The sequence below is a fragment of the Saccharopolyspora oryzae genome (genome assembly GCF_027853915.1).
In the GTDB taxonomy this organism is placed as follows: domain Bacteria; phylum Actinomycetota; class Actinomycetes; order Mycobacteriales; family Pseudonocardiaceae; genus Saccharopolyspora; species Saccharopolyspora oryzae.
In genome coordinates this window covers 41,752-64,516 of the sequence record NZ_JAQGLA010000019.1, presented here as the reverse complement: position 1 = coordinate 64,516, position 22,765 = coordinate 41,752, and the positions used below count along the sequence as shown (strand labels likewise).

At 69.3% G+C, this 22,765-nt stretch carries 25 protein-coding genes and 2 tRNA genes; 13 read left to right on the top strand and 14 right to left on the bottom strand.

Annotated features, from left to right (window positions below):
- The 4 genes from OU415_RS15085 to OU415_RS15070 form a co-directional block, all read right to left on the bottom strand.
- Window positions 1-330: a WXG100 family type VII secretion target gene (locus OU415_RS15085; protein WP_270949378.1), complete on the bottom strand. Its 330-nt coding sequence runs from the start codon at window positions 328-330 to the stop codon at window positions 1-3.
- The gene (locus OU415_RS15080; protein WP_270949377.1) at window positions 327-905 is read right to left on the bottom strand and encodes a YbaB/EbfC family nucleoid-associated protein; all 579 of its coding nucleotides are present in this window, start codon (window positions 903-905) and stop codon (window positions 327-329) included. Before OU415_RS15080 ends, OU415_RS15085 begins: the two co-directional genes overlap by 4 nt.
- A gap of 260 nt (window positions 906-1,165) precedes the next feature.
- Window positions 1,166-1,954 (bottom strand): MBL fold metallo-hydrolase, encoded by a 789-nt coding sequence (locus OU415_RS15075; protein WP_270949376.1) that lies wholly within the window; start codon window positions 1,952-1,954, stop codon window positions 1,166-1,168.
- Window positions 1,951-2,631, bottom strand: coding sequence for a 2-phosphosulfolactate phosphatase (locus OU415_RS15070; protein ID WP_270949375.1), 681 nt, complete (start codon window positions 2,629-2,631; stop codon window positions 1,951-1,953). The genes OU415_RS15075 and OU415_RS15070 overlap by 4 nt, the downstream gene beginning before the upstream one ends.
- Before the next feature lie 161 nt (window positions 2,632-2,792).
- Here OU415_RS15070 and OU415_RS15065 point away from each other — a divergent pair, with 161 nt between their 5' ends.
- The 3 genes from OU415_RS15065 to OU415_RS15055 all read left to right on the top strand — a co-directional run bounded on the left by OU415_RS15065 (window position 2,793) and on the right by OU415_RS15055 (window position 4,532).
- Window positions 2,793-3,263 (top strand): ribose-5-phosphate isomerase, encoded by a 471-nt coding sequence (locus OU415_RS15065; protein WP_270949374.1) that lies wholly within the window; start codon window positions 2,793-2,795, stop codon window positions 3,261-3,263.
- 3 nt (window positions 3,264-3,266) lie between these two features.
- Window positions 3,267-3,581, top strand: a complete 315-nt coding sequence (locus tag OU415_RS15060; RefSeq protein WP_270949373.1) for a hypothetical protein — start codon at window positions 3,267-3,269, stop codon at window positions 3,579-3,581.
- Window positions 3,582-3,722: 141 nt separating this feature from the next.
- Complete coding sequence (locus OU415_RS15055) at window positions 3,723-4,532, top strand: Fpg/Nei family DNA glycosylase (protein ID WP_270949372.1); 810 nt, start codon at window positions 3,723-3,725, stop codon at window positions 4,530-4,532.
- 295 nt (window positions 4,533-4,827) lie between these two features.
- Here OU415_RS15055 and OU415_RS15050 read toward each other — a convergent pair whose 3' ends face one another.
- The 5 genes from OU415_RS15050 to OU415_RS15030 form a co-directional block, all read right to left on the bottom strand.
- On the bottom strand, window positions 4,828-5,610 hold the full coding sequence (locus tag OU415_RS15050; RefSeq protein ID WP_270949371.1) for a hypothetical protein: 783 nt from the start codon (window positions 5,608-5,610) through the stop codon (window positions 4,828-4,830).
- 67 nt (window positions 5,611-5,677) lie between these two features.
- Entirely contained in the window at window positions 5,678-6,892 is a 1,215-nt protein-coding gene (locus OU415_RS15045) for a GNAT family N-acetyltransferase (protein ID WP_270949370.1), read from the bottom strand.
- A 100-nt stretch (window positions 6,893-6,992) separates the two neighbouring features.
- Window positions 6,993-7,619 carry a 2'-5' RNA ligase family protein gene (locus OU415_RS15040; RefSeq protein ID WP_270949413.1) on the bottom strand — a complete coding sequence of 209 codons (627 nt, stop codon included), beginning with the start codon at window positions 7,617-7,619 and terminating at the stop codon, window positions 6,993-6,995.
- 55 nt (window positions 7,620-7,674) lie between these two features.
- Window positions 7,675-9,096, bottom strand: coding sequence for an MDR family MFS transporter (locus tag OU415_RS15035; RefSeq protein ID WP_270949369.1), 1,422 nt, complete (start codon window positions 9,094-9,096; stop codon window positions 7,675-7,677).
- 447 nt (window positions 9,097-9,543) lie between these two features.
- A tRNA-Gly gene (locus tag OU415_RS15030) sits at window positions 9,544-9,614 on the bottom strand.
- A gap of 127 nt (window positions 9,615-9,741) precedes the next feature.
- Here OU415_RS15030 and OU415_RS15025 point away from each other — a divergent pair.
- Window positions 9,742-9,815: transfer RNA gene (locus tag OU415_RS15025), tRNA-Pro, on the top strand.
- A 132-nt stretch (window positions 9,816-9,947) separates the two neighbouring features.
- Window positions 9,948-10,160, top strand: a complete 213-nt coding sequence (locus OU415_RS15020) for a hypothetical protein (RefSeq protein WP_270949368.1) — start codon at window positions 9,948-9,950, stop codon at window positions 10,158-10,160.
- Here OU415_RS15020 and OU415_RS15015 read toward each other — a convergent pair.
- The gene (locus OU415_RS15015) at window positions 10,147-11,067 is read right to left on the bottom strand and encodes a sucrase ferredoxin (RefSeq protein ID WP_270949367.1); all 921 of its coding nucleotides are present in this window, start codon (window positions 11,065-11,067) and stop codon (window positions 10,147-10,149) included. The genes OU415_RS15020 and OU415_RS15015 overlap by 14 nt on opposite strands.
- A gap of 176 nt (window positions 11,068-11,243) precedes the next feature.
- Between OU415_RS15015 and tig the strand changes: the two genes are divergently transcribed.
- The 5 genes from tig (at window position 11,244) to OU415_RS14990 (ending at window position 16,774) form a co-directional block, all read left to right on the top strand.
- Entirely contained in the window at window positions 11,244-12,602 is a 1,359-nt protein-coding gene (tig, locus tag OU415_RS15010; RefSeq protein WP_270949366.1) for a trigger factor, read from the top strand.
- A 237-nt stretch (window positions 12,603-12,839) separates the two neighbouring features.
- A complete protein-coding gene (locus OU415_RS15005) occupies window positions 12,840-13,463 on the top strand; it encodes an ATP-dependent Clp protease proteolytic subunit (protein ID WP_270949365.1) in 624 nt (207 codons plus the stop codon).
- A 39-nt stretch (window positions 13,464-13,502) separates the two neighbouring features.
- The gene (locus OU415_RS15000; protein WP_093152379.1) at window positions 13,503-14,135 is read left to right on the top strand and encodes an ATP-dependent Clp protease proteolytic subunit; all 633 of its coding nucleotides are present in this window, start codon (window positions 13,503-13,505) and stop codon (window positions 14,133-14,135) included.
- Window positions 14,136-14,658: 523 nt separating this feature from the next.
- Window positions 14,659-15,939 carry an ATP-dependent Clp protease ATP-binding subunit ClpX gene (gene clpX, locus OU415_RS14995; protein WP_270949364.1) on the top strand — a complete coding sequence of 427 codons (1,281 nt, stop codon included), beginning with the start codon at window positions 14,659-14,661 and terminating at the stop codon, window positions 15,937-15,939.
- 202 nt (window positions 15,940-16,141) lie between these two features.
- Window positions 16,142-16,774 carry an RBBP9/YdeN family alpha/beta hydrolase gene (locus OU415_RS14990; RefSeq protein WP_270949363.1) on the top strand — a complete coding sequence of 211 codons (633 nt, stop codon included), beginning with the start codon at window positions 16,142-16,144 and terminating at the stop codon, window positions 16,772-16,774.
- A gap of 350 nt (window positions 16,775-17,124) precedes the next feature.
- On the opposite strand, the gene OU415_RS14985 is transcribed toward OU415_RS14990, so the two are convergent.
- The gene (locus OU415_RS14985) at window positions 17,125-18,003 is read right to left on the bottom strand and encodes an alpha/beta hydrolase (RefSeq protein ID WP_270949362.1); all 879 of its coding nucleotides are present in this window, start codon (window positions 18,001-18,003) and stop codon (window positions 17,125-17,127) included.
- Window positions 18,004-18,061: 58 nt separating this feature from the next.
- Window positions 18,062-18,901 carry a formate dehydrogenase accessory sulfurtransferase FdhD gene (gene fdhD / locus OU415_RS14980; protein WP_270949361.1) on the bottom strand — a complete coding sequence of 280 codons (840 nt, stop codon included), beginning with the start codon at window positions 18,899-18,901 and terminating at the stop codon, window positions 18,062-18,064.
- 107 nt (window positions 18,902-19,008) lie between these two features.
- Between fdhD and OU415_RS14975 the strand changes: the two genes are divergently transcribed.
- Together OU415_RS14975 and OU415_RS38445 are read left to right on the top strand one after the other, a co-directional pair.
- Window positions 19,009-20,337, top strand: a complete 1,329-nt coding sequence (locus tag OU415_RS14975; RefSeq protein WP_270949360.1) for an OFA family MFS transporter — start codon at window positions 19,009-19,011, stop codon at window positions 20,335-20,337.
- Entirely contained in the window at window positions 20,334-20,441 is a 108-nt protein-coding gene (locus OU415_RS38445) for an MFS transporter small subunit (protein WP_456300261.1), read from the top strand. The genes OU415_RS14975 and OU415_RS38445 overlap by 4 nt, the downstream gene beginning before the upstream one ends.
- A gap of 7 nt (window positions 20,442-20,448) precedes the next feature.
- Here OU415_RS38445 and OU415_RS14970 read toward each other — a convergent pair whose 3' ends face one another.
- Window positions 20,449-21,357 (bottom strand): LysR family transcriptional regulator, encoded by a 909-nt coding sequence (locus tag OU415_RS14970; RefSeq protein ID WP_270949359.1) that lies wholly within the window; start codon window positions 21,355-21,357, stop codon window positions 20,449-20,451.
- 113 nt (window positions 21,358-21,470) lie between these two features.
- Complete coding sequence (locus OU415_RS14965; protein ID WP_270949417.1) at window positions 21,471-21,617, bottom strand: hypothetical protein; 147 nt, start codon at window positions 21,615-21,617, stop codon at window positions 21,471-21,473.
- Here OU415_RS14965 and OU415_RS14960 point away from each other — a divergent pair.
- Entirely contained in the window at window positions 21,570-22,604 is a 1,035-nt protein-coding gene (locus OU415_RS14960; RefSeq protein WP_270949412.1) for an SDR family oxidoreductase, read from the top strand. The genes OU415_RS14965 and OU415_RS14960 overlap by 48 nt on opposite strands.
- Window positions 22,605-22,765: the final 161 nt, after the last annotated feature.

Below are 22,765 nucleotides of genomic sequence, written 5' to 3'. Positions count from 1 at the left end.
CTACGAGGGCATGTTGGAGCCGGACTTGCCGATGTCCGCGGCCGAACCGGCATCGCTGGACTCGGTGTCGTCGGCGGTGGCTTTGAGGTTGTCGTCGATGTCGCCGAGGGCTTTGACAACCTTCTTCAGGCTGTCGAAGACGCTGTCGCGGCCCTTGGTGTAGTCCCCGGCGAACTTCTGCCCGGCTTCGTCGTTGCCCCAGCACTCGCCTTCGCCGTCGAGCGCGGACTTGAGGGTGTTGACCACCTGCTCGAGGTCCTTGCCGGTGTCGCCGATCTTCTTGCCGCCCGAGCGGATCTCCTCGGGCTCCATCCGCATCTGGTCGCTCATCGGCGGCCCCCTCGCCGGTTGTTCTCCCACTCCCAGTCGTCGTCCCACTCGTCATCGGGCGCGGTGCGCACCTGCGGCGGCGGCGCGCTGTTGCTCGCCGGGGCGGCGGAGTCCTCGGCGCGCCGCTGCTGGCGTTCGACGTCGGGGTTGGGCGGTTCGACGAGCGGTCCCTGGCGCAGCAGACCCGCCAGGGACGGGACGCCGGGGACTTCCGGAACGTCCGAAACGTCGGCCAGCGGCGCGAACTCGGACTGCAGCTGCCGCTGGGCGGTGCCCGCGGCCTCCCGGATCACGCTGGTGATGCTGCGGGCGAGCTTCTCGGGGGTGGTGCGTTCGAACGCCTTCGGGGACAGGGCCAGTTCCTGCACGGTTCCGGTCGCGTCCACCCGGACGGTGACCATGCCGTCGTCGGAGGCGACTTCGAAGGTCTGCTGCGCGGCGGCGGACTGCTTCTCCTGGATCTCGGCGGTGCGGCGCCGGAGATCGGAGAGCATGTTGTCGATCTGGTCCCGAAGCGCGGCGTTGCGCGCGGCGAGGTCCTGGCGACCCGCGTCGAAGTCGTCCCGTCCGGACATGTTCGATCTCCACCTGTCCTTCGCCCGTCGAAACCTCGCGAACCGGGGGAGCGGTTCGCTGGCGCGTTTAGAAGAGAATGACGTTCGCGTTATCGGATCGGTGCCCCGGGATCCCGAATTGACGCCGAATGGCCCAGTGGAAAGTCCGATTGGTCCAGCGGTTTCGGTGCGTCTGCGCGCTCTGCCTGGTTCTCAGGTGGACTAGGCGAGTTGAGACCGTGATTCACGCAACGTTCGCCTTGTGGGCGGATTGTCGGGTTTCAGGCCCGTCTCAGCGCAGTGCGGGTGGTGTCGGCGGGGTAGGGCGAGCGGTGGAGCGCTTGCTCTTCGGTGAGCTCGCCGGTCCGGTGCTCGCGGCAGAGCTCGGCGATGGCGGCGAGTTCGGCGCGCTGGGTGCGGACGAAGTCCGGGCCGACGGGATCGCCGTGACCGGGCACGACGGTGGCGGGGGAGAGCGCCAGGATTCCGTCCGCTGCGGCGGGCCAGCGCTCCGGGTGGGCATCGCCGAAGTCCGGCGGAGCGCCCTGCTCGACGAGGTCCCCGGCGAACACGACGCCGGCGTCGGGAACCGCGATGACCAGGTCGTGATCGGTGTGCCCGGGGCCGAGGTGGCGCAGTTGCGCGGTTCGGCCGCCCAGGTCCAGGTCGGCGCGCTCGGACACCAGGTGGTCCGGCTGGGTCGGGGTCGATTCGGCGAGCGCATCGGCGATGTCGTCGGAGCCTTCGCCGCGGTAGTGCGCGACCCACTCGGCGCGCTGCTGGTCGGCGGTCGCGGCGAGAAATCTGGGGCAGCGCTCGTGCGCCCACACCGGCGCGGGCAGGAACGCGCTGGTCCCGAAGCAGTGGTCGAAGTGGGCGTGCGTGATCGCGACCTGCCACGGCAGCGCGGTGATCTCGCGGACCGCGGCGGCCAGCTCGGACCCCTGCACGTGGTCGCCGCGGGTGTCGATGACCAGGGCGCACTCAGCCCCGACCACCAGACCGATGGACAGGTCGAGCTCGGCGTAGCGCCGCACGAACACGCCCTGGCCGACTTCTCGCCAGCTCACGCCGCCTCCAGGAAACCGTCGCGCAACACCGGCGCGGTCCGGCTGGCGTTGACCTCCGCAGCGAGATCCACGTCGTGCGCGAACCCCATCTCCGCGAGCTCCAGACCGGAGTCGCAACCCGCGAGCAGCCCACCGATGTCGTCCCGCACGGCCTGGAAAGCGGCAGCCGCGAGCTCGGCCTCAGGGGAGCGGCGGCCGGGCAGCGCAGAGATGATCGCGCCCGCACCGAGCAGATCCTCGATCGCCGGCCGGAGTTCGCCGTCCCGGCGCTCGCCTCCGGCGACCACGCCGATCGGTCCGCCAACACGCGCCGCCGCAGCGGCCACCGCGTCCGCATTGCGAAGGCAACCTGCGAAAACGGTCGCGCCCGTCGCGGAAGCCTCGGCGCACAGCGTCGCACCGTTCGGCGACGGCAACCCCAGCCGGACGGCGGTGATGCTGCGCAGCGACGACGGGCTCAAGGACCAGCGATCGAGACTGCGCGGCCCGGCCAGCACCGCTCCGCCGGGGACCTGTACGTCGTGCGAGCGCAGGGGCAGCACCCGAGCCCCACGACTGGTGGCGATGTCCACGGCGCTGGAGAACGAGAGCACGTCGACGACCACCAGAACAGGGAACTCCGACATCGCCCGCAAGCCAGTCAAACCCCAGTCCACGTGCACATCGACGCAGGTCATGCCCGAGAGGCTATCCAGGCACGCAACCGGAGCCCCACCCAACCGCACCTCAGGGGACCGTGACGCAAATCAGCCACAAGAAACCCCCAAAACGCAAGATCACCCCCCAAACGCAACCACCACTGTGATTCGCGGAGAGGCGGATCTGTCAGACTGCCGACGTGCGCGTCTACATCGGCTCCGACCACGCCGGATACGAACTCAAGAACCACCTCGTCAAGTGGCTGGCCGACAAGGGTCACGAAGTGACCGACATCGGCCCCGCGGAATACGACGCCCTGGACGACTACCCGCCGTTCTGCGTCGAGACCGCCCGCCGCGTCGTCGCCGACGAGGGCAGCCTCGGGCTGGTCCTCGGCGGTTCGGGCAACGGCGAGCAGATCGCCGCGAACAAGGTCCCCGGCGCCCGCGCCGCGCTGGCCTGGAGCGTCGAGACTGCCAAGCTCGCCCGTCAGCACAACAACGCGCTGCTGGCCGGCGTCGGTGCGCGGATGCACACCGTCGAGGAGGCCGAGCAGATCGTCGAGGCGTTCCTGACCACGGAGTTCGAGGGCGGCCGCCACCAGCGGCGCATCGACCTGCTCTCCGACTACGAGAAGACCGGCCAGCCCCCGGCTCTGCCCGGCAACTGACCGATGGCACCAGCACGCCGCGCAGTGCTGACACCCCTGGTGGCGGTGACAGCGACGGTGGTCGGCGTGCTGGTGCTCTTCTTCGGGCAGCAAGCGCTCTCGCCCAAGCTCGTGGCGGCGCTCTGCCCCGCGCCGGACTGCGTGCTCGGCGTCGGCCTGTGGCTGACCGCCGGAGCAGTCCTCGCGCCGCTCGTCTCCCTGGTCGCCGGATTCGCGTTCCCGCGCCGCGACCGACCGATCCTCCGAGGCCTGCACATCGCCCTGTGGTGCGTGGGCGCCTACCTCGTCGAGTCCCTCGCGCTGTGGCTCATCGTCTGAGAAGCCTGCTCGCGCGGCGGAACCTCGGACGACGCAGGTCCGCTTTCGGCACATCGAGGTAGAGATCGGAGGCAGGTTCTGGGAACCGGTCTCGTGCGGGGAGCGGAACCAGGACCGACGACATGCTCCGAGGACGTTCGAATGCCCGAAGGCCACACGCTGCACCGGCTCGCCGGAGTGCACGACGAGCTGTTCGCAGGCACGGAGGTTCAGGTGGCCAGTCCGCAGGGACGCTTCGCCACGAGCGCTTCGCTGCTCGACGGCACCGTGCTGGAGCGCGCTGAGGCGCACGGCAAGCACCTGTTCCACCACTACGGCCCCGACCGGATCGTGCACGTGCACCTCGGGCTGTACGGGACGTTCAGCGAGTCCGAGCTGCCGGTGACCGAACCGCGCGGCCAGGTGCGGATGCGCATCGTCGGCAAGACGCACTGGACGGACCTGCGCGGCCCGACCGCCTGCGAGCTGCTCACCGGTGATGAGGTCGAGGCGGTGCGAGCCCGGCTCGGCCCGGATCCGCTGCGCTCGGACGCCGACCCGGAGCGCGCGTGGTCGAAGATCTCCCGGTCCCGCACGAGCATCGCGGCGCTGCTGCTGGACCAGAAGGTGCTGGCCGGGGTCGGCAACGTCTACCGGGCCGAAGTGCTGTTCCGGCACGGCATCCAGCCCTACACGCCGGGCCGCGCGCTCGCCCGCGAGCAGTGGGACCTGATCTGGGCGGACCTGGTCGAGCTGATGGCCGACGGGGTCCGGGTGGGGCGCATCGACACCGTGCGACCCGAGCACATGCCCGAGGTCACCGGCCGGGCTCCGCGCCAGGACCGCCACGGCGGTGAGGTCTACGTCTACCGTCGAGCGGCGATGCCCTGCCTGCTCTGCGGCACGCCCATCGCCATGGCGGACCTCTCCGGCCGCAAGCTCTACTGGTGCCCCACCTGCCAACCCGAGTAACCCGACACACCAGCGCGTGTCGGACCCCGACACACCAACACCTGTGGACAGGTCCGGGGTCCTGTGGAGAACTCCCGCAATTTCAATGGAAATCGGACCTCCGATTTCCATTGAAATTGCGTCGGAACCCCCTCGGCCCCGGAACACCGGCTGGTCGGGGCAGGTGGGGTCGGTCCGTGCTCCTCGGCGTGTCGGGTGCAGTTTCAATTGAAACTGTGATCACTCGTGCCTGGGATCTGCAGTTTCAATTGAAACTGTGGTCGGGCTGAACCGGATCGGGTGTACCGGTGGTGGGTCAGAAGTCGAAGTCGCCGAAGTCTCCGAAGCCTCCGAAGTCGCCTCCGGGGTCGCCGCCGAAGTCGGCTCCGGGGTCTGCTCCGGGGTCGCCGAAGTCGCCGGCTGCGTCGCCCGGGTTGTCGGCGGCCATGCCGTCCTGGAAGCCGTCCGCGTAGGCCGCTTCGGCCGGGACTCCGGACATCCCGCTGAGCAGGGCGCTCATCAGGACGAACGAGCCCACGCCCCAGGCGCCCGCGACCAGCGCGGGCTTCCACCACGGCTCGCTGTACCAGCCCTGCGGCACCGGGCGGCCTGCGACGGTTCCGCCGGGGTAGTAGTGGGGCGTCTGCTCGCTCGGGTCCGGCGAGGCCATTTGCTGGCGGCCTTCGACCTCGACCTCGCGGCGTTCGGTGACCTTGCCCGCGCCGCTCTGACCGGCCAGGTCGGGCAGCTCGGGACCCGGGTCCATGTCCATGGCGATCCGCGCTGCACGCACGTAGTAGAGCCCTTCGAGGGCGGACTCGGTGGTCAGCCGGGCCTGCTGTTCAGTGGTGGCCTGCTCCAGCTGCGAGACCGCGGCGGCGTGCCGCTCGGCGGCGTCGGCCAGCGCCTGCTTGGCGGCTTCGGTGGTGCCGATCAGGTTCAGCACCTGGCCGCCCAGCCGTTCCACCCAGCGACGTGCTTCGGCCTTGGCGTCCGCCAGCTGCTTCTGCTGGTGTTCCACGGCTTTCTTGCGCGACCACCAGACGGCGGCGCCGATCGCCACGAGCGCGATCACGATGATCAAGACGGCGGTGGACACCCAAGACCTCCCGAAGCGGACGAATCCGTCCTCATCGACAGTACCTGGATATCGCACGAACGGGTGGTCAGAAGCCTTCCTGGCAGTGCGGTGCGAAGTCGGTCGCGAACGCCCGCGAGGCGGCGAGCAGCGCCCCCGGCTCGCGCTCGACGACCCGCCCGGTGCGCGCCAGCGCGGCCAGCGTGGTGCCGCCCAGGTAGGCGGCAGCCAGGGCTGCGACGTCCAGCGAGATCTCCCCGGCGTTCTCGGTGCGGGTGGCGGTGGCGGATCCCGCGCCGTCGGCGCGCAGCCGCCAGCGGCCCTCGTTCCACGGGCAGAAGCGGTCGGTGACGTCGAAGACCACGTCGACCGGGGCGGCGTAGCGGCGGGCCATCAGCGCGCGATCCAGGTCGACCAGCCGCACCCACAACCCGTCGAGCACTTCGCGGTCGACGGCGCGCGGGTTGACCAGCATGCCCAGTACCGGCTCGTCGATCGCGGCCTTGCGCCAGACCACCTCGGCGACCAGGTCGATGTCCAGCAGGTACCGCCACAGCGCGGCGTAGGCCTGCGGCGTCGCGGCCACGAGTTCGGCCACGTGCAGTTGGTAGGCGGGCCCGCGGCTCGTCCACTCCCGCTTGGGCCGGTAGATCGCGTATCCGTCGGGGTGCACCGCGAACCGGGGAGCGCTGACGTCGCCGCGCGCATTGGGGCTGTCGAGGACGCGGGCTTCCCAGGAGCCGTCGCTCCGGGACAGCCAACCGGGGTTGGCCGCCGCGACGGCCGGGTAGAGGGAGCGTGCGAACTCCAGCGCCTGCTCCCGGCCGACTTCGCGGACCCTCCGGCCGTCGACCTCCACAGTGGACAGGAAAGCGGCGCCGCGCGGAACTGCCAGGTGGCTCTCGAAACTGGCCAGCCCGTACCCGAAACGGCCGTAGATGCCGGCTTCCGACGCGTACAGCGCCGCGACCGGCATGCCGTCGTCGTGCAGCGCGCCGAGCTGTTCGCGCATCAGGGAGGTCAGCACGCCGCGTCGCCGATGTCCGGGCTTGACGCCCACCGCCGTGATCGCCGCGAGCGGGCACTGCGCCGGTCCTGGCACGGTGATCTCCTGCTCGAGCCGTCCGGCCGCGCCGATCATCTCGTCGCCGTCGAAGACGCCGTGCGCGAATTCCGCGCGGAACACGTCCTCGTACGCCTCGCTCGAGGCTGCCAGCGAATCGTCGAGGAACGCCGCGGAGAACACGCCGAAGAAGTCGTCGTACTCGTCTGCCCGGAGACCGCGCGCGCTCAGCTCACCCATGTGGCCTTGATACCGAGCGAGCCACCCCGGCGCGACCCAATTCCCCCGCACGGCCGCAGCCGGGCAGTCCCCGCCGACGCGCGTCGGCGGGGACCGGGGATCAGGCGCCCAGCGGGACTTCGGTGACCTTCTCCCACTCGGGGCTCGAGTGGTCGCGGTCGAGCTTGACCAGCGTCAGCGACGGGATCTTCGCCGTGGTCGGCTCCACCACGGTGCCGCTGAGCGTGGCCACGGCGAAGATCGCCGGGCCGTCGGTGGTGGAGTGGGCGAGGCTGACGTGCTTGTCGACGTCCTCGGGTTCCGGCGGCACCGCCGATTCGCCGAGCACGTCGGCCAGCGCTTCGCGCACCGCGTTGCGCAGCTCGATGACCGTCGACTGCGGTTCGGCCGGCAGCGACAGCGATTCGGGCTGCACCACGGCGTGGTGGAAGGCCAGGGTGAGCGGCAGCACCGCCTCGAGCCGCTTGCGGGTGGCCGCGACCAGCGGTTCGATCCGCGTCTCGTCGATCTCGTCGGTGAACCCGATCTCCTGGATCAGGATGTGCATCCACTCCAGCGGGACCAGGTCGAAGCCCGGCAGGTCGCGCAGCGCGTACTGGTAGTCGTTCACCAGCTTGCGCAGCCCGGGTTGGTCTGCCAGCGGCAGCAGCCAGGCGTAGCCGGTGCGCCCGGCGCGCCAGCCCGGACGCCAGCGGTCGTGGTTGCGGACCTGGTCGACGTGCGGCATATCGGTCACCCCTCACATCCTGCCCGGAGCTTTCCGGCAGCGGGGCGCTCTTGACCTATCTCACGGTCTCGGCCGCTTCGCGGTCGCCTGTTCGGGGCGGTTCGCTGGGGCGGTCGAGGCTGGCCGCGGCATCGGCGTCGCGCACCCGCAGAGCCAGCAGGATACCCAGCACGGCGAAGACCGCGGAGACCAGGAACGCCCCGTGGTAGGCACCCAGCTCGACCTCGGCGAACGAGGTGGTCTGGTCCATCGTGGACCGGCCGTGCTCGGTGAGCACCACCAGCACGGTGGCGACGATGGCGGTGCCGAGGGCGGTGGCGACCTGCCGGCTGACGTTGAACAGCGAGCTCGCTTGCCCCATGGCCGGCCCGGAGATGCTCGCGAAGGTCGCCGTCTGCACCGGGGTCATCAGCAGCCCCATCGCCACGCCCTGCACCGCGAGCAGCCCGACGAGGAAGCCCAGCGGGGTGGTCAGCCCCTGCAGCTGCAGCCCGGCGCAGATCGCCAGCTGGACCGCGTACCCGGCCAGGATCAGCCGCTTCGGTCCGATCCGGCCGTAGACCCGGCTGACGACCTGGGTGGTCAGCAGCATGGCCACGGCCTGCGGCATGAGCACCAGCCCGGCGTACATCGGCGACACGCCGCGCAGGTTCTGCAGGTACAGCGGCAGCAGGAAGAGGATGCCGAACATCGACCCGGTCTGGCAGAGCAGCAGCAGGTTGCCGGTGCCGAACATCCGGTCGGTCAGCAGCCGCAGGTCGAGCATCGGTTCGCGAACGGTCAGCTCCCGCCAGATCAACCCGGCGATGAGCAACCCCGAGATCAGCAGGCTCGCCCAGACCGGGACGGCACCCCAACCGAGCTGGGCCCCTTGTTCGAGCCCGTACAGCAGCGTCGCCAACCCGACGCCGGCGAGCAGGAAGCCGGGGAAGTCGAACCGCCCGGGATCGCGGCGCTCCTCCTCCCGCAGGTAGAGCACGGTGAACAGCAGTGCGAGCGCCCCGACGGGCACGTTGATGAAGAACACCCACCGCCAGCTGGCGTACTCGACGAGCACACCCCCGAGAACCGGCCCGAGCATCGGAGCAACGGTGATCGGAATCGACAGCACGGCCCCGGCCTTCGCCCGCTCGTTGGCGGGGAAAGCCCGGAACAGCATGGCCTGCCCGACGGGCACCAACATCCCGCCACCAACGCCCTGCAGCACCCGAGCAGCGATGAGCATCCACAACTCACCGGACACCCCGCACAACACGGAGGCGAAGGTGAAGATGATCACGGCAGCCTGAAACGTCCGCTTGCTCCCGAACCGATCGGCGATCCAACCGGAAGAAGGGATGAACACGGCCAAACTGATCATGTACCCGGTAAGCACCCACTGGAGCGCAGCCGGATCCACCTGGAACTCCCGCCCCAACGTGGCGAGCGCCACGTTCAAGATCGTGACGTCCAGGATCTGCATGATCAAAGCCAGCACGAAGGTGATCCCAACGAGCCACTTGTACTCAAGCCGCCGCACAAAACCCCCAAGCAGAAGAGATCAAAAACCAAAGCCCCAACAGCACCCCGAACCCCACCAGCTTGACCCAACCCCCCGACACTCCCCAAAACATTTTCAACCCAAACCAACCCCCAAAGATCAAAAACTCACCCCGGAGCCCGAACCCAACGACAACCGAGGGCAAAGCTCGAGACCAAGGCCGACGACGAGCAGCCGAACGACGAGGAGGCCAACGACAACGGAGACGGGTCAAAAAGTGGTGACCCACGGCGCGCTGGTGAAAACCCAGGTCGGGAACGCTCCGAATCGCAAGGAGCAAACAAAAAAGAAACCCCCGCACCGTGGGGGTGTGGGGGGCTCGGCCCCCCACAGCAATGGCGAAGAGCAAAGGCCGATACATCGGCACACTGCACCCAAGCTCGGAGCGGGCGACGGGAATCGAACCCGCGTAGCCAGTTTGGAAGACTGGGGCTCTACCATTGAGCTACGCCCGCGTGCTGGTTTCGCTTGTTCCTCCGGGCGGTTCCCGGTGGCTTCGGCGACCTTGCGTGCCACAGCTTAGCGGGTCGCGATAGGCTCTTCGCAACGCACCCGGGGTTCTCGGGTGCGTCGCACGTCGGACGGGGTGTGGCGCAGTTTGGTAGCGCACTCGCTTTGGGTGCGAGGGGTCGTGGGTTCAAATCCCGCCACCCCGACGTCGCGGCCGGTCGCTCGCTTCTCGCGGGCGGCCGGTTTTTTGCTTTTCGGGCGGGTTTTGCCGGTGATCTGGGTCGCAGTCGTGAGTGACGCTTGGTAACGGCCGGGCGAGGGGCGCCGATTTCCCGGTCATGCGCGAGGGGATTCCGGGGTTGCGCGTGCACTTGCCCGCGGTGGTGGTGTGCGTGGTGCTGGGTGCCGCGTTGGCGCTGCTGGTCGTGGTGTCGTTCGTCGTTCCGGGTCCGCAGGGCGTGGCTGAGCTGACGCCTGCGGACGGGATCGTCACGGCTGTCACGCCCACCGAGTTGAGCGCCGCGGTCGGTTCGATGTTCAGCGGTCGGTGATGTCGACCGCGGTGGTCGAGGTGGGGCGGACCGCCGTTTTGCCGCAGCTGTTGGGGCGGGGCGGGTCGAGTTCGCGGGTGTGCACGGTCACCTGCCAGCGGCGGCCGTCCTGGTGGGCCACTTCGACCTGGTCGGCGGTGCTGCCGGTGATGCGCAGCGCGTCGGTGAGGTGTTCGCCGAGGTGTTCGCGGACGGCGAGTTCGGCGGTTTGTCCGGCGCGGTCCCAGGTCGATCGGCCGCGGCAGTGCTCGAGGGCGACTTTCCCGGAGGCGGCCGCGGACAGGACTGCTTCGACGGCGTGGGCGGTGAGCCGTCCGTAGGTGTATCCGCTGGGCAGCAGCACTGCGGCGGGGGCGAAGCGGTGTCCGCCGGTGTGCGAGGTTTCCCAGATCGCGTTCTCGTGGCGTCCGGCCAGGTCGGTGATCAGCTCGCGGCCGAGGAGCGCGCAGCACCGGTCGCGGCGGCCGTTGGTGCAGATCAGGAGCAGGGGGTCGGCGGCCGGTCGTCCCCAGTCGTCGTGGTGTCCGGCGGCGATGCGCTCGAAGTCGAGGTCGAGCAGTTCGGCCGGGTCGTCGGTGGTGTGCTCGCGCAGCCAGCCGGTGCCGGGTTCGGTGTTGGCGAGCAGGACGTGCCGGGTGGCGTCGCCGGGGGTGTCCGCGTGGCGTCCGGGGCGGCGGATCAGCTGAACCCGCACGCCGTGCTCGCCCGCTTTCGCCTCCAGCGCCCGGCCGAGGTCCGGGTCCAGGTGGCTCTGCACCAGCGCGTTGTGCCCCCACGGCCCGCGCTGCTCCAGGCACAGCCAGCCGCGCGCGACCGCGGCGGTCCCGGTCAGCGGTTCGGCGAGACCGGTGGACAGCGCCGCGCAGGTGGCGTGATCGGCGGTGGTGTGCTGCACGATTCCACTCAAGCACGGATGGCGGCTCGGCGTTAGGTGAGGCTGCCCAACTTCGCTTCTCGCAACCCCGGCCCGTGGCTCCGGGCGGGAAGCAATAGACTCGGAGGTCAGCCCGGCATTGGACGTGGTGTTGCACCGCGCCCGCTGGTAGCGCCGGGAATCAAAGCACGTTCGCACTAGGAGACCACGTGAAGAGCACCGTCGAGCACCTGAGCCCGACGCGCGTCCGGATCAACGTCGAGGTGCCGTTCGACGAGCTCAAGCCGGACTTCGATCGCGCGTACAAGGCACTTTCCCAGCAGGTTCGCATCCCCGGCTTCCGCCCGGGCAAGGTTCCGGCGCGGGTGCTGGAGAGCCGCATCGGCCGCGCCCCCGTGCTCGACGAGGTCGTCAACGAGGCGGTTCCGGCCAAGTACCTGGAAGCGGTCAACAGCAGCGAGGTGCGCACCCTCGGTCGCCCGGACATCGAGGTGACCAAGATCGAGGACGGCGCCGAGATCGCGTTCACCGCTGAGGTCGACGTCCGCCCCGAGATCACCGTGCCCGCCTTCGGCGAGCTCGCGGTGAGCGTGGACGACGTCGAGGTCACCGAGGACGAGGTGACCGAGCAGCTGGACTCGCTGCGCGCTCGCTTCGGCACCCTCGCCGGCGTCGACCGGGCCGCGCAGGAGGGCGACTTCGTCAGCATCGACCTGTCGGCCACCGTCGACGGCGAGGACGTCGAGGACGCCAAGACCAGCGGTCTGTCCTACGAGATCGGCTCCGGTCAGCTGATCGAGGGCATCGACGACGCGCTGGTCGGCGCGAGCGAGGGCGACACCAAGACCTTCACCACCAACCTGGTCGCCGGCGAGTTCGCCGGCAAGGACGCCGAGGTGACGGTCAAGCTGAACTCCGTCAAGGAGCGCCAGCTGCCCGAGGCCGACGACGAGTTCGCCCAGATGGCCAGCGAGTTCGACACCGCTGAGGAGCTCATCGCCGACCTGCGCGAGCGCATGGGCAAGGTCAAGAAGATGCAGCAGGGCATGCAGGCCCGGGACAAGGTCCTGGACGCGCTGCTGGAGACCGTCGAGGTGCCGCTGCCGGAGAAGGTCGTCGAGTCCGAGGTCGAGGCGCGCCAGCACGACGCGGTGCACCCGTTCGACCACGACGAGAAGCGCCTCGAGGAGTGGCTCGAGCAGCAGGGCAAGACCCGCGAGCAGTTCGACGCGGAGACCCGCGAGGAAGCCGAGAAGGCGGTCCGGACCCAGCTGATCCTGGACACCATCGCCGACGAAGAGGGCGTCTCGGTCTCCGACGAGGAGCTGACCCAGCGGATCATCTACCAGGCGCAGCGCTACGGCGTGAGCCCGGACCAGTTCGTCCAGCAGGCCCAGCAGTCGGGTCAGCTCGGCGCGCTGTTCGCCGACGTGCGGCGCAGCAAGGCGCTGTTCTCGGTGGTGCGCCAGGCCAAGGTCACCGACTCCGAGGGCAACGAGCTGGACATGGACGAGCTGTTCGGTCCGCAGCAGGACGAGGAGAGCGCCGAGGCCGAGAAGGCGGAGTGACCCGTCTCTCGCTCGACAACTCGATAAACATGCTCTAAGCGAACGTGGGCGGTACTGGGAAGCTGGTGCCGCCCACTTTCGTTAGGGTCGGTTGTAGCGGATCACCCGAGAGGGAAGCAGGGCCGTCGAAGTCGCCCGCCGACCAGCTCGGTCCACTGTGGAAGCGGACCGGAAGCGGCGCGAGTGACCGGAGTGGCCCACGAGTAAGAGCCCAATGTGGGAGAAGGCAGGGGAGACGTGACGCAGCACCTGACTCCGGCGTCCGACGCGCAGGCGCCGTCCATGCGGACGGGTACCAACGGACTCTCGCTCAACGACTCGGTTTACGAGCGGCTGCTGCGGGAGCGCATCATCGTCCTCGGCTCCCAGGTCGAGGACTCGATCTCGAACCAGATCTGCTCGCAGCTGCTGCTGCTGGCGGCCGAGGACCCGGATCGCGACATCTCGCTGTACATCAACTCGCCGGGCGGTTCGGTGACGGCGGGCATGGCGATCTACGACACCATGCAGCTGATCAAGCCGGACGTGGCGACCGTGGCGATGGGCATGGCGGCCTCGATGGGGCAGTTCCTGCTGTCCGCGGGCGCCAAGGGCAAGCGGTTCGCGCTGCCGCACGCGCGGATCATGATGCACCAGCCGTCGGCCGGTCTCGGCGGTACGGCTTCGGACATCGAGATCCAGGCCAAGATGTTCTCCAGGCACAAGAAGGAGATGGCCGAGCTGATCGCGGACCAGACCGGTCAGACCGTGGAGCGGATCACCCAGGACTCCGACCGCGACCGGTGGTTCACCGCGGAGGAGGCCCGCGAGTACGGGTTCGTGGACCACGTGGCGAGTGCCGCGAACCTGCCGCGCAGCTGACCATCCCGCCCGGACCTAGCAACTGAGGAGTCACCCGCCGTGAACCCTTACCAGTCCCTGCAGTCCCGGTACGTGCTGCCCTCGTTCGTCGAGCGCACCGCGTACGGGGTCAAGGAGTCGAACCCGTACAACAAGCTGTTCGAGGAGCGCATCGTGTTCCTCGGCGTCCAGGTCGACGACGCCTCCGCCAACGACGTGATGGCGCAGCTGCTCTTCCTGGAGTCGGACGACCCGGACCGCGAGATCCAGATGTACATCAACTCTCCGGGCGGCTCGTTCACCGCGATGATGGCCATCTACGACACCATCCAGTACGTACGTCCCGACGTGCGCACGATCTGCCTCGGGCAGGCGGCGTCGGCGGCGGCGGTGCTGCTGGCGGCGGGCACCAAGGGCAAGCGCCAGGCGCTGCCGAACTCGCGGGTGCTGATCCACCAGCCGTCCGTGGAGGGCATCTACGGCCAGGTCTCGGACCTCGAGATCCAGGCCGCCGAGGTCCAGCGCATGCGCGACCTGATGGAGTCGACGCTGGCCAAGCACACCAGCCGCTCGCAGGAGCAGGTCCGCCAGGACGTCGACCGCGACAAGATCCTGACCGCGGAGCAGTCCGTGGAGTACGGGATCATCGACGAGGTCGTCCCGTACCGCAAGCTCTCGGAGCAGAAGGCGTAAGGCCTGATTTCCAGGGGCTGCGAGTACAGCTGGTCAGGGGCCGTCTCAGCCGGGCCGGGTGTCCGGGTGAGGCGGCCCCTGCGGGCCTGCGGCGGGGTGCATCGCCCCGTCGCGGGTCGATCACCCGGGTGGCGTCGGGGCACGAGCACGACTGGGGACGCAGCGGCGCGAGTCGTGCGTCACATCGCGTTTCCGCCGGTAGCGGCCGTGCCGTCCGGCAGGTATCAACCCATGGGTGGTCGTGCACGCCGGCTTCGGCCGGGCGTGCGCTGCGGCGCATTCAGCAGTCGGAGAAAACAGCTGCTGCGGCCGGTGGGAACGCGTAGCCTCCCGGCAACGCGGTCGGGCGGCACGCCCGGCAGCGGGGATCACGACACGCCGAGCGCTGTGCTGGTCACATCACGCTTGGCCATGGCGGACACTGTGAGTCTCCCCGAACTCGGGGAACGCCAGGTACCGTCGGAAGCACATACGGTCAGGCGCGCTACCGGACGGCGCGCCGGAGGGGACGGGGTCAGCGGTCATGGCACGTATCGGTGACGGCGGCGACCTGCTGAAGTGCTCCTTCTGCGGGAAGAGCCAGAAGCAGGTGAAGAAACTCATCGCCGGCCCCGGCGTGTACATCTGCGATGAGTGCATCGATCTCTGCAACGAGATCATCGAGGAGGAGCTGGCCGAGGCCGGTGAGGTCAAGCTCGACGAGCTGCCCAAGCCGGCGGAGATCCACGAGTTCCTCGACCAGTACGTCATCGGGCAGGACCCGGCGAAGCGGAACCTGTCGGTCGCGGTCTACAACCACTACAAGCGCATCCAGGCCGGTGAGCGCCGGGAGAGCCGTGGTGAAGAGGCCGTCGAGCTGGCCAAGTCGAACATCCTGATGCTCGGCCCGACCGGGTGCGGCAAGACCTACCTCGCGCAGACGCTGGCGAAGATGCTGAACGTCCCGTTCGCGATCGCCGACGCCACCGCGCTGACCGAGGCCGGGTACGTGGGCGAGGACGTCGAGAACATCCTGCTCAAGCTGATCCAGGCGGCCGACTACGACGTCAAGCGCGCCGAGACCGGCATCATCTACATCGACGAGGTCGACAAGATCGCCCGCAAGAGCGAGAACCCGTCGATCACCCGCGACGTCTCCGGCGAGGGCGTGCAGCAGGCCCTGCTGAAGATCCTGGAGGGCACCACCGCCAGCGTGCCCCCGCAGGGCGGCCGCAAGCACCCGCACCAGGAGTTCATCCAGATCGACACCACGAACGTGCTGTTCATCGTGGCGGGCGCGTTCGCCGGGCTGGAGAAGATCGTCGAGGAGCGGGTCGGCAAGCACAGCGTCGGGTTCGGCGCGGAGCTGCGCTCCAAGGCCGAGATCGACACCACCGACCACTTCTCCGACGTGATGCCCGAGGACCTGATCAAGTACGGCTTGATCCCGGAGTTCATCGGCCGGCTGCCCACGGTGGCCAGCGTGACGAACCTGGACAAGGCGTCGCTGGTGCAGATCCTGACCGAGCCGCGCAACGCCCTGGTGAAGCAGTACAAGCGGTTGTTCGAGATGGACAACGTGGAGCTGGAGTTCACCAAGACGGCGCTGGAGGCGATCGCCGACCAGGCGATCCTGCGCGGCACGGGTGCCCGCGGTCTGCGCGCGATCCTGGAAGAGGTCCTGCTCCCGGTGATGTACGACATCCCGAGCCGGTCGGACGTCGCCAAGGTCGTGATCACCGAGCAGACGGTCCGGGAGAACGTGAACCCAACGATCGTGGCACGCCAGGCAACGCGTCGAGAGCGCCGCGAGAAGTCGGCCTGACCCGGCCCGTTTCTGCGCTTCCGGCGCGGAACTTGCTGCAGGCCAGCGGTTTTCGAGTTCGTGTCGTTGAAACGTCCAAGCCCGCGACGGCTTCCCGTCGCGGGCTGTTTCACGTTTGCCCCCGGGCGTCTCCGCTGCGGACCGCGGCGGGTTAGATGATCCTTGGGTACAGACCAGATCATCTCTCCGGGGAGCGGCTGCCATGAGCGAGATGCACGTCCTGCTGATTCACGGGATGACGGGATCCGGCCCTTGGCACTGGCAGCAGTGGCTCGCCGGTCAGCTCCGCGAGCAAGACGTCGACGTCGAACTGCCCCCGTTCCCCGGTCCGGACCGGCCGGTGCTGGCGGACTGGCTGCCGGTGCTGCGCGAGCGGCTGGAGGCAGTGCCGAAGGAAGCCGAACTCGTGGTGGCGGCCCACTCCTGCGGTGTGGCGTTGTGGCTGCACCACGCGGCGACCATCGAGGGGCGTTCTCGGCGCGCGGACCGGGTGCTCCTGGTGGCCCCGCCGGCCCCTGACTGGCAGCACCCGGACGCCCAGGACATCGCGCCGTACCCGACGGACTCGTCGGCGCTGCGCCGCGCAGCGGGCATCACGCGGCTGGTGGTCGGCACCGGTGACCCGTACCTGTCGATGTACCAGGCCCACGGCCTCGCGGAAGCCCTCCAGGTGGAGATGGACGTGATACTGGACGGCGAACACCTCAACACCGACGCCGGCTACGGTCCCTGGCCGGCGATCCTGCGCTGGACCCTCTACGGCACGGTGCCCCTCAACGACCGCTTCGGAGCCGACACCTACACCGCGGAACCGAGGAAGCTCCGCTTGGCGTGAGGTTCCAGTGAGGCTTTTCCATCCGCGTTTTGCGTGGCGGTGCGGGTGGCGGAACCTCAGCGCCCGCTTGGACTGCGGGTGCCAACCCTTATGTATGCCAATACACGGCGGGTTGGCCGTCCTCGCCAGGCGAACGCTGAGAACCCGCGGCGGTGCGAGTTGCGAGGGTGGGTTATGCGCCTGCGGCGCATGCGACCCTCGCAGCGCGGTGCCGGACGTGCTTCGCGGTCGCAGCCCGAACAGGATGGAAAAGCCTCAGTGGGTGCTCCGACTTTCTTCGGCAGGTCCTGACCCGTGAGCACTTTCTGGTGCTCTGGCCCCGGAAAGTGCGCACGGGGTCTGACCAGGCACTACTTGGTGCCGGGGTTGGGAAGTTTCCCGCCGATGAAGTTCACCAGTTCGGGGAGGGCTTTTCGGTAGTAGCGGCTGTTGTGGCCGCCCGGCGTGGTGGAGGCGTAGTCGGGGTCGGCCAGCTGGATGAAGCGGCGGGTGCCCTCGATGAAGCGGTCCTCGGTGCCGCACCACACGCCCAGCGGCAGATCGCCGAGCGACTTGATGTGGCGCAGCGGGTCGATCGCCGCCCATTCCGCCTCGTTGCCGAACGCCTTGCGCTTGCGCATCTCCGGCCAGCTGGTGATCAGCGCCGGCGACACCACTGCGGCCGCCGACAGCGGGTCGCCCATCTCGCGCCTGCGCCGGGCGTAGAGCAGCGTGCCGAAGCCGCCCATCGAGATGCCCGCCGAGGCGAACGGCTGGTGACGGCTTCCCCCGAGGTTGCGCTCGGCCAGCCAGCGCGGCACCTCGCCGAGCAGCATCCACAGCGGATCGTCGTTCGGGCGCCGGTGCCAGTAGTTGTTCCCGCCGCCGTCCACCGCGAGGAACGCGAACGGCGGGATGCGGCGCGCTGCGACGGCGTCCGACAGCCAGTCCGGCAGGCCGAACACGGACTTGCGCGCATCGCCGAACCGGCCGTGCAGCATCAGGCACACCGGAAGTCCTTGGCGCGCAACGCCTTTCGGGAACATCAGGACGAAGTTGATGAAGCAGTTCCTGGCGTGCGAGTAGAGCCGCTCCACGGACACGTTCGACTCGGTGGACAACGCCACCGGCGTCTCGGGCGGTGCGGACCCGATCCGCCCGCCCACGCCCAGCCCGAGAGCGGCGACGCCGGTGATCCCGGCGGCGAGAACACTGCGGCGCGGCAGCAGGGGGCCCTGCGAATCGCGCATGCATCCCTCCCGTGGCGGTCTTGCTCTCCATCGTGCCAACGCCGGGCGCGCTCCGCCGCTAGTCCGTCATGTCGTTGGTCACGATGCGCTCGGCCCCGGTGTAGACGTTCATGGACTGTCCGCGCAGGAAGCCGATCAGGGTCATGCCCTGTTCATCGGCGAGGTCAGCGGCCAGGGACGACGGTGCGGAGACCGCGGCGAGCACCGGCACGCCCGCCATCGCGGCCTTCTGCACCAGCTCGAACGACGCGCGCCCGGACACCATCAGCACGCACCCGGACAGCGGCACGCGCTGCGCCAGCAACGCCCAGCCGAGCACCTTGTCGACCGCGTTGTGCCGCCCCACGTCCTCCCGCACGGCGAGCAGCTCGCCGTCGCCGCTGAACAGGCCGGCCGCGTGCAGGCCGCCGGTCGTGTCGAAGACGCGCTGGGCGGCGCGCAGCTGGTCGGGGAGGCCGATGAGGGTGTCCGCTGTCACGGTGAGCGGATCGGCGGCGGGGGAGTGGCGGGTGCTCAACCGGACCGAGTCGAGCGCGGCCTTGCCGCACACGCCGCACGACGACGTGGTGTAGAAGTTGCGGGTCACCGACGAGTCGGGCGGCTGCACGCCGGGGGCGAGCGCGATGTCCAGCACGTTGTAGGTGTTGCGCCCGTCCGGCCCGGGGCTGTCGCAGTAGCGCGCGGTGGCCAGCTGCTCGCGGTCGTGGATGACGCCTTCGGTCAGCAGGAACCCGTGCGCGAGCTCGACGTCGTGACCGGGCGTGCGCATGGTCACCGACAGCGGGCTGCCGTCCACGCGGATCTCCAGCGGCTCCTCGGCGGCGAGCGCGTCCGGTCTGCTCCTGGTGCCGTTGGCGGCGATCCTCAGCACCGGTCGGCGTACGGTGACGCGTCCCATCAGTCCCTCACTCACCCGTTCGCTCGGCGGAAGTCAACCCTCGTCGGACCGCCGTTCCACAAGTATCCTCGGCGCGCCGTGATCGACAGCACGTGGCCGGAGGCCTGATGGTCGCAGATCTGCTCTCTCCCACTCGCATCGTCGCGCCCGCGGACTGGAACCGCTGGCTGGTGCCGCCCGCTGCGCTGGCGGTGCACCTGGCCATCGGGCAGGTCTACGCCTGGAGCGTCTTCAAACCGCCGCTGGAGGACGCGCTCGGCCTCAACGGCACCTTGAGCGCGCTGCCGTTCCAGCTGGGGATCGTGATGCTCGGGTTGTCCGCCGCGCTGGGCGGGACGACGGTGGAGCGCCGCGGCCCGAGGTGGGCGATGGCGGTGGCCACCACCTGTTTCTCGCTGGGGTTCCTGATCTCGTCGGCGGGCGTCGCGCTCGGCCAGTACTGGCTGGTGGTGCTCGGCTACGGCTTCGTCGGCGGCATCGGGCTGGGCATCGGCTACATCTCCCCGGTGTCGACGCTGATCAAGTGGTTCCCGGACCGGCCGGGCATGGCCACCGGGATCGCGATCATGGGCTTCGGCGGTGGCGCGCTGATCGCCTCGCCGTGGTCGACGCAGATGCTGTCGTCCTTCGGCAGCGACCGGTCCGGCATCGCGCTGACCTTCCTGGTCCACGGCGTGGTCTACGCGGTGTTCATGTCGCTGGGCGTGCTGCTGATCCGGACGCCGCCGCCGGCCTGGAACCCGGGATCGAGCGCGCGACCGGTGTCGAAGCCGATGATCACCACCGCGAACGTGACGGCCCGCAACGCGGTGCGCACCCCGCAGTTCTGGCTGCTGTGGGTGGTCCTGTGCTGCAACGTCACCGCGGGCATCGGCATCCTGGAGAAGGCGGCGCCGATGATCAGCGGCTTCTTCGCGAACAGCTCGACGCCGGTGGTGGCCGGCGCGGCGGCCGGGTTCGTCGCGCTGCTGTCGCTGACCAACATGGCGGGCCGGTTCATCTGGTCGTCCACATCGGACGTCGTGGGGCGCAAGAACATCTACCGCGTCTACTTGGGCGGCGGTGTCCTGCTGTACTTGGGAATCCTGCTGGCGGGATCGTCCGGGATCCCGGTGTTCGTGCTGTGCGCGATGCTGATCCTGTCCTTCTACGGCGGTGGTTTCGCCACCATCCCGGCCTACCTGAAGGACCTGTTCGGCACCGCGCAGGTCGGTGCGATCCACGGCCGGTTGCTGACGGCGTGGTCGGCGGCCGGCGTGCTGGGACCGCTGATCGTCAACGCCATCGCCGACGCCCGCGAAGCGGCCGGTGCGACGGGTCCGGACCTGTACACGACCTCGCTGGTGATCATGATCGGTCTGCTGGTGGTCGGCTTCGCGGCCAACGAACTGGTCCGCCCGGTCAACCCGAAGTTCCACGAACCGGAGGTCCGATGAACCGCCGAGCAGTCCTGGCCGTGTCGTGGGTCTGGGTGACCGTTCCCTTCGCCTACGGCGTCTACGAGCTGGTCCAGAAGGTCGCGCAGCTGTTCACCGGGTGAGCGCCGCTCACCCGACGATGCGGCGGCGGACGTGGTCGGGGAACACCGCGGCCTTGCGGGCGAGGGTGTCGACGAATGCCGCGGTGAGCGGGTCGGGGCTGCTTCGGGTGTAGGCGGCCAAGGTGCGCTGGACCGGCGGGTCGGGCCGCAGGAGGGTGCCGCCGAACTGCTTCGGGATGATGTTCGCCGGCACCAGCGCCGGGCCGAGCCCGGCAGCGGCGAGCATCGGCGCCGCGGCGGTCTGCTCGGTGCGGACTGCCGCGCGCGCCTGGAATCCGGCTCTCGCGCAAGCTTGGTCCAGCACCTCGGCCAGGCCGTTCTCCGGGCTGTAGTGCACCCAGCCGCGGTCGGCGAGCAGCGGTAGTTCGACGTCCTTCGCGCCGTCGGCGAGCGGATCGTCCGGCGGCAGCACGACGACGAACTCCTCCACCCCCAGTTCGTGCACTGGACCGTCCCAATCGGACGGTGCAGGCCCGACCGCGATGTCGGCCTGCCCGGCGGCCATCGACGCCTCGAGCTCGGCGCCGTGCCGGTGCTCGAAGAGGTGGACGCGCACGCCGCCGTGATCCCGCCGCCACGCGCGCAGCGCCGGTGGCAGCACGCCGAGGCTCGCGGAGTAGACGGTGGCCAGCTGCAGCTCGCCGCACTCCAGCCCGGACGCCTGCCGAGCGGCCGACCGCGCCCGCTCGGCATCGGCGAGCGCGGCCCGCGCGTGCGGCAGCATCGCGCGGCCCATCGGCGTGAGCCGGACGGAGCGCGGCAGCCGTTCCAGCAGCGGCCCGCCCGCATCGCGCTCCAGTGCGCGCACCTGGTGCGACAGCGCGGGCTGGGTGACGTGCAGCAGCTCGGCGGCCCTGGTGAACGACCCGGTGTCGACCACGGTCACCAGGTACTCGAACTGCCGCAACGTTGCCATGAGCAGAATTTATCAGTGCCAGAAGAAACAAGCCTTGGACTTATCGATCGGCGCCGACGAGAGTTGACGGCATGAGCAATCCGGCGTCAACCCGAGCCCCGCTCGACCGCACCTCAGGGGACCGTGACGCAAACCAGCCACAAGAAACCCCGGAACGCGAGATCGACCCCGAACGCGACCACCACTGTGAATCGCGGAGAGGCGGGACTGCCCTGGTTGTTGGTGCGAATGGCGTTATTGGCCGCAACCTCGTCGATCACCTGGTCACGCTCCCGGACTGGGAGGTCGTCGGGGTGTCCAGGCGGGGTGGGCAGGACACCGACCGGGTCCGGTACCTGGCGGTGGACCTGTTGGACGCGGAGGACACCCGGGAGAAGCTGAGCGGGCTGACCGGTGTCACGCACCTCTTCTACGCGGCCTACCAGGACCGGCCGACCTGGGCCGAGCTGGTGCCGCCGAACATGGCGATGCTGACCAACGTCGTCGACGCGGTCGAGGCCGCTGCGCCCGGACTGCGCCACATCAGCCTCATGCAGGGATACAAGGTCTACGGCGCGCACCTCGGTCCGTTCAAGACGCCGGCGCGGGAGACCGACGCCCGTCCGATGCCGCCCGAGTTCATGGCTTCCCAGCAGGATTTCCTGGAGCAGCGCCAGCAGGGCAAGGCGTGGGCGTGGACCGCACTGCGCCCCTCGGTGGTGGCCGGTTTCGCGCTCGGCAACCCGATGAACCTGGCGCTGGTGATCGCGGTCTACGCGGCGATCTCCAAGGAGCTCGGCCTGCCGCTGCGGTTCCCCGGCAAGCCGGGTGCGTACGACTCGTTGCTGGAGATGACCGACGCGCGCCTGCTGGCCAAGGCGACGGTCTGGGCGGCGAACGCCGAGCAGGCGCAGAACCAGGCGTTCAACATCAACAACGGCGATCTGTTCCGCTGGCGGGAGATGTGGCCGAAGATCGCCGCGCACTTCGACCTGGCGGTCGGCGACCCGCTGCCGATGTCGCTGACCGACGTGATGGCCGACAAGGCGGAGCTGTGGCAGCGCATGGTCGCCGAGCACGACCTGGAACCGCTGTCCTACCAGGAGGTCTCGTCCTGGGGCTTCGGCGACTTCGTCTTCTCCTGGGACTACGACATGTTCGCCGACGGCTCCAAGGCCCGCCGCTTCGGCTTCCACGAATTCGTCGACACCGAAGCGATGTTCCAGGAGATCTTCGACGACCTCCGCAAGCGCCGGATCATCCCCTGACCGGAGTTGCCCACGCGCTCCTCGACGACCACCAACGGCAGTGCAGAAGTCGTGAGCACTTTGGGGCGCTATAACACCCCAAAGTACTCACGACACCGCAGCACACGCGGGGAGGCGCATCCCGGCTTCGCCGCTCGGATTCGGTTCTGAGCGGCGAAACC